The following is a 5,324-nucleotide window of genomic DNA, read 5'->3' on the forward strand; positions in this document are numbered from 1 at the left end:
CCCCCCCCCCCCACCCCCCCCCCCCCCCGCCCCCCCCCCCCCCCCCCCCCCCCCCCCCCCCCTCCGGCTTTGTCGTACCGTGCCGGACCCCCGACCGCCGGCGAGCGGCCCCGGGTTGCCCGAGGGCGCCCGAGGTGCCCCCCGTCAGCCGGCCGTGAGCTGCCTGCGCACCTCCGCGGCTACCCGGCCGCCCTCGGCCAGGCCTGCCACCTTCGGGTTGACGATCTTCATGACCGCGCCCATCGCCTTGGGCCCCTCGGCCCCCGACTCCGCGATCGCGGCGGCGACGATGCCGGCCAGTTCCGCGTCGTCCAGCTGCTTGGGCAGGTAGGCGCTCAGCACCTCGCCCTCCGCCAGCTCCCGCTCCGCGGCCTCCTTGCGGCCGCCCTGCTCGAAGGCGTCGGCGGCCTCCCGGCGCTTCTTCGCCTCGCGGGCGATCACCTTCAGCACCTCGTCGTCGGAGAGCTCGCGCGCCTGCTTGCCCGCGACCTCCTCCTTGGTGATGGCGGTGAGGGTGAGACGGAGGGTGGAGGAGGTCAGCGCGTCCCGCCCCTTGATGGCAGCCGTGAGGTCGTCGTGCAGACGCTGCTTGAGCGTGGTGGTCATGGCTCCGAGTCTGCCAGGTCGGCGCCGGGAGGACCGTGGATTTATCCCTGACGAGCCGTCTGCCACCATGGAGGACATGCGCGCGCGATACGGAGTACCCCTGGGCATCACAGCTGCCGGCGCGGCCTGCGTGGCCTACGCGGCCGGAATCGAGGCGCGGTCCTTCCGCCTGCGCAGGGTGCGGGTGCCGGTCCTGCCGGCCGGAATGCGGCCGATCCGCGTCCTGCAGCTCTCCGACATCCACATGGTCAGCGGCCAGAACAAGAAGCGCCGCTGGCTGCAGTCGCTGGCCGGGCTGCGTCCGGACTTCGTGATCAACACCGGCGACAACCTCTCCGACCCCCACGGCGTCCCGGAGCTGCTCGACGCCCTCGGCCCCCTGCTCGACCTTCCCGGGGCGTACGTCTTCGGCTCCAACGACTACTACGCCCCCAAGCTGCGCAACCCCGCCCGCTACCTCGTCGAGCGCGTCCGGGGCGTACACGGCCTCAACGGCAAGAACGACCCCGCCGTGGGCGTCGCCCGCAACCCCTGGGAGGAGGTCCGCGACGCCTTCGACGTCGCGGGGTGGGTCGGGGTCAACAACACCCGCGGCCGCCTCAAGCTCGACGACGGCATCGAGATCGCCTTCGCGGGCCTCGACGACCCCCACATCCGGCGTGACCGCTACACCGCCATCGCCGGCGGCCCCGACCCGGACGCCGACCTCTCCCTCGCCGTCGTCCATGCCCCCTACCTGCGGGTACTCGACTCCTTCGCCGCCGACCGCTACCCACTGATCCTCGCCGGCCACACCCACGGCGGACAGCTGTGCATCCCCTTCTACGGGGCCCTGGTCACCAACTGCGACATCGACACCGACCGGGTCAAGGGCCTGTCCACCCACGAGGCCGCCGGCCACCGCTCCTACCTGCACGTCTCCGCAGGTTGCGGTACCAACCGCTACACCCCGGTCCGCTTCGCCTGCCCGCCCGAGGCCACTCTGCTCACCCTCGTGCCGGGCGTCTGAGCCACCCGCGAAAACCGGATTTCGTCTCCGGCGGGAGGTCCGCTAGAGTAATCCACGTCGCGCCGGGCCAAGGCCACGATGCGACACCGGGGTGTGGCGCAGCTTGGTAGCGCGCTTCGTTCGGGACGAAGAGGCCGTGGGTTCAAATCCCGCCACCCCGACCCAGGTCAGAGGCCCATTCGCATGATCGCGAATGGGCCTCTTTCATGCCTAGGGGGCCAAACCGGGGGCCGACCGAATGTGGTCAGGCCACCGCGTCACCCTCATCCTCGTCCTCCGCGGCCGTGTCTTCCTGATCTTCAGCGAAGATGTCATCCATCGCTTCGGCGCCCTTCGTGATCACAGGCCGGAGCTGTTTCCGGTAGACCGCCTCATACGGGTAGCGGTAGCGGATCGAGCGGCGAGGTAGCGGATGCGCGGGGGCTACCCGCTACCGGTTTTGGGGCTCTGACCTGCGCGGTAGCGGAGGTAGCGGAAGTAGCGGACTTTCAGAGGGGGGAGGGCAGTACCGCTGCCAGGCGTCATGGAGGTCGGTTGCGTAGTAGCCCTTCATGACGTTGCCACCGGTCTTGATGTTGCGTGCGGCGATGGGGGTGCTGTCGCCGGTCATGTACTCGCGCAGCATCCGAGACAGGCCCCGGGCGTCCAGCGGTTTGCCGGCCATGTCCGCCCACGGCGCCCTCACGGCGGGACGGAGACAAGGAGATCCTGGCAGCGTCTGGCATGGAGACGCTGGAGATCGCGAGCCGTCTCAACCGGTCTGACGTCGACAATGCCACGCTCGATGCTCTTCGGATCACGACGGACCGGCTCGCCTCGGAGTACCCGTTCATGCCGACCGAGCAGCTCCTCATTGAGGGCCGGCAGTGGCTTCGCCGGGTCGTCGAGCTGCACACGAAGAGCCTCACGCTCGCGCAGCACCGCGAAGTTCTCGCCCTGTCGGGCTGCCTCACCCTTCTGGTCGGCTGCGTCGAGTACGACACGGGCGATCGTCACGCTGCAGAGTCGACGCGTCGCGCCGCCCTCTCTCTCGCTACCGAATCCGACCACGCAGAGGTGCCGGGTGGGCGCACGAGATGCGGACATGGTTCGCTCTCACAACCGGTGACTACCGCGGCGTCATCGCGGCGGCGCTGGCAGGAGCCGACACGGCGGCGCATCACGGCGTAGCTGTACAGCTCGCAGCACAGGAAGCCAAGGCGTGGGGGCGCCTCGGGGACCGCCGGCAAGTGGAGGTGGCCTTGGACAAGGGACGGCGGTTGCTCGAAGGGATGCCGTACCCCGAGAACCTGGACAACCACTTCGTGGTGGACCCCGCCAAGTTCGATTTCCACACGATGGACTGCTACCGCCTGGTTGGTGAGGACAAGCTCGCGCGCACGCTCGCCGAAGAGGTGCTGAGGGCGGGGACCCGACTTTGACGGCACCGAGCGGTCACCGATGCGCAACACTGAAGCCCGGGTCACGCTCGGTGTCACGGCAGCACGTGAGGGCGACTTGGAGCAGGCACTCGTCATGGGGGGGCGGGCCCTTCAAGGGGATCGGCAGTCGGTGCCGTCACTCATCATGACCAGCCGCGAACTCGCTGCCGAGATGCGGCGCCGGTACAACTCCGAACCGTCGGCGCAGGACTACCCTGGGCGCCTCCGCTCACTCGCTGAGCAGAAGCCCGGATTCATGCCCCGATGAGCCCTCTAGGTGTCCCTGACTTGCACGAATCGCGGTGCACGACTGGTCTGGTACGTTGCCTCGAACGTGATGGATGTTGCTCCTCCGGCATCACGACCACGGCTGTCAGTGGGCACTGTGCATCGTGAAGGACAGTTGGATCGCAGCCGTTGAACCGCTGTCCTGTTGCTGTACCGCGACGGTGCTCGCGTCGATTCCGGTCGAGTCCATGGCCGTTGCGCCTGACGCGCCGGTCGGCTTCCGCTACTTGCGGCTGAGGGTTTGGTGTTTCCCGTACGAAGGATCTCCCACGCTGTGCCGCATTTGCGGATGCGCCTTCGAGCCGCCGAATTCCCACGGGTTGCCGTCGCAGACGGTGGTCCCCAACTTCTCCGCTTCCTTGTCGTCGGGATACAAGAACCACTTGCCGGTGCCGCTGCACTCCGACACCTTGTCGCCATCGTTATTGAACTCGGCAAGGTTGGTTACGACGACGGTGCCATCGTCCTTGAAGAGAAGGGTCCCGGTATCGCCCTCGGTCCAGGTGCCTACGATGCCGGCCCGAGCCAGTGTCTGTTGCTGCCATATGCACCCTGTGGCCAGCGTCAACACCGCGACTGCCAAGACCACTCCACGCAACCCCGCGGCGACCCGCCCTCGTTCATCACGCATGGCTCCCCCTTGCGTACGTCAAACCCCGGTTGCTTCACACATCTGATCGTCAAGCGCCCACATTGCCACGAAAATTGAACATGTTCAACTCTGCTCGGTGTGCACTGGCGGCCCCGCTCCACACCGCAAATGAGTTCAGCGGTGGCCCCGGATTCGACGTAATTCGGGGGTTCTGGAGGCAGCGGCAGAGTGAAACTGCTGGTCAAGGGCGCGTGGGCTGGAGTCGCACGCGAAAGTGCCTAGTGTCGCGTGAATGAAGTTCTTGGACAGTTGGTTGGTGTGCGGTTGAATGGCGTATGCCTGTTGCTGCGCCGTTGGCCGTCTCCGATGCGGACCGTGAGGTCCTGCGTTCCTGGGTGCGTTCTCCGTCGACCGCGTCGGGGCTGGTGACGCGGGCCCGGATCGTGCTGCTGGCGGCCGAGGGCGCCTCGAACACCGAGATCGCGCGGCGGCTGGAGCTGTCCCGGCAGACCGTGGTCACCTGGCGGGGTCGCTACCGCTCGGCCGGCCTGCCCGGGCTGGAGGACCGGCCTCGCTCGGGCCGGCCCACCACTGTGGACGAAGCCGAGGTCGTGGTGCGCACGCTGGAGGGCCCGCCGGAGAAGTTGGGCGTGACGCACTGGTCGTCCCGGTTGCTGGCCAGGGAGGTGGGCCTGTCCAACGTGGCGGTGGCCAAGGTCTGGCGCAAGTGGAGGATCCAGCCCTGGCGCGCGGAGACCTTCAAGTTCTCCACCGACCCGGAGCTGGAGGCGAAGGTCCGCGACGTGGTCGGACTGTACCTGGCCCCGCCGGAGAAGGCCGTGGTGGTCTGCGTGGACGAGAAGAGCCAGATCCAGGCGCTGGACCGGACCGCGCCGATGCTGCCGGTGCGGCCCGGCCTGGCTGAGCGGCGCACCCACGACTACGTGCGGCACGGCACGACCACGCTGTTTGCCGCGCTGGAGGTCGCCACCGGGAAGATCACCGCCGACGCCTGCCACACCCGGCACCGCAACGACGAGTTCCTGAGCTTTCTCAAGCAGGTCGCCAAGGCCCACCCGAGGGTGAAGCTGCACGTGGTCGTCGACAACTACGCGACGCACAAGCACCCTCGCGTGAAGGCCTGGCTGGCGAAGAACCCCCGGATCACCCTGCACTTCACACCGACCTCCTGCTCGTGGCTGAACCTGGTGGAGATCTTCTTCGGCATCATCACCCGGCAGGCCATACGCCGCGGCACCTTCACCTCCGTCGCCGACCTGAAGGACGCCATCCGCCGGTACATCGACGCCTACAACGACCGCTGCCAGCCCTTCACCTGGACCAAGACCGCCGACGAAATCCTCGAACACGCCACATCCAAGCGTCCAAGAACTTCATTCACGCGACA

Annotated in this window: 6 protein-coding genes, 1 tRNA gene and 1 pseudogene; 5 read left to right on the top strand and 3 right to left on the bottom strand. The window is 68.0% G+C overall.

Features of this window, described 5'->3' with window-relative positions; translation table 11 throughout:
* Positions 1-144: 144 nt before the first annotated feature.
* On the bottom strand, positions 145-606 hold the full coding sequence (locus AC3ET4_RS30125) for a GatB/YqeY domain-containing protein (protein WP_431955036.1): 462 nt from the start codon (positions 604-606) through the stop codon (positions 145-147).
* Between the two features lie 76 nt (positions 607-682).
* On the opposite strand from AC3ET4_RS30125, the gene AC3ET4_RS30130 reads away from it, so the two are divergent.
* Together AC3ET4_RS30130 and AC3ET4_RS30135 are read left to right on the top strand one after the other, a co-directional pair.
* Positions 683-1,615 carry a metallophosphoesterase gene (locus AC3ET4_RS30130; protein ID WP_431955038.1) on the top strand — a complete coding sequence of 311 codons (933 nt, stop codon included), beginning with the start codon at positions 683-685 and terminating at the stop codon, positions 1,613-1,615.
* Between the two features lie 87 nt (positions 1,616-1,702).
* Positions 1,703-1,776: transfer RNA gene (locus AC3ET4_RS30135), tRNA-Pro, on the top strand.
* A gap of 269 nt (positions 1,777-2,045) precedes the next feature.
* Here AC3ET4_RS30135 and AC3ET4_RS30140 read toward each other — a convergent pair.
* A pseudogene (locus AC3ET4_RS30140) lies at positions 2,046-2,294 on the bottom strand (DUF3631 domain-containing protein); the annotation flags it as partial.
* Positions 2,295-2,338: 44 nt separating this feature from the next.
* On the opposite strand from AC3ET4_RS30140, the gene AC3ET4_RS30145 reads away from it, so the two are divergent.
* Complete coding sequence (locus tag AC3ET4_RS30145; protein ID WP_431955040.1) at positions 2,339-2,785, top strand: hypothetical protein; 447 nt, start codon at positions 2,339-2,341, stop codon at positions 2,783-2,785.
* 89 nt (positions 2,786-2,874) lie between these two features.
* The gene (locus AC3ET4_RS30150; protein ID WP_431955042.1) at positions 2,875-3,036 is read left to right on the top strand and encodes a hypothetical protein; all 162 of its coding nucleotides are present in this window, start codon (positions 2,875-2,877) and stop codon (positions 3,034-3,036) included.
* Positions 3,037-3,547: 511 nt separating this feature from the next.
* On the opposite strand, the gene AC3ET4_RS30155 is transcribed toward AC3ET4_RS30150, so the two are convergent.
* On the bottom strand, positions 3,548-3,955 hold the full coding sequence (locus tag AC3ET4_RS30155; RefSeq protein WP_431955044.1) for a hypothetical protein: 408 nt from the start codon (positions 3,953-3,955) through the stop codon (positions 3,548-3,550).
* 296 nt (positions 3,956-4,251) lie between these two features.
* Here AC3ET4_RS30155 and AC3ET4_RS30160 point away from each other — a divergent pair.
* A partial coding sequence (locus tag AC3ET4_RS30160) for an IS630 family transposase (RefSeq protein ID WP_431955046.1) occupies positions 4,252-5,324 on the top strand: 1,073 nt, incomplete at its 3' end.

Source organism: Actinacidiphila sp. bgisy167 (assembly GCF_057707665.1).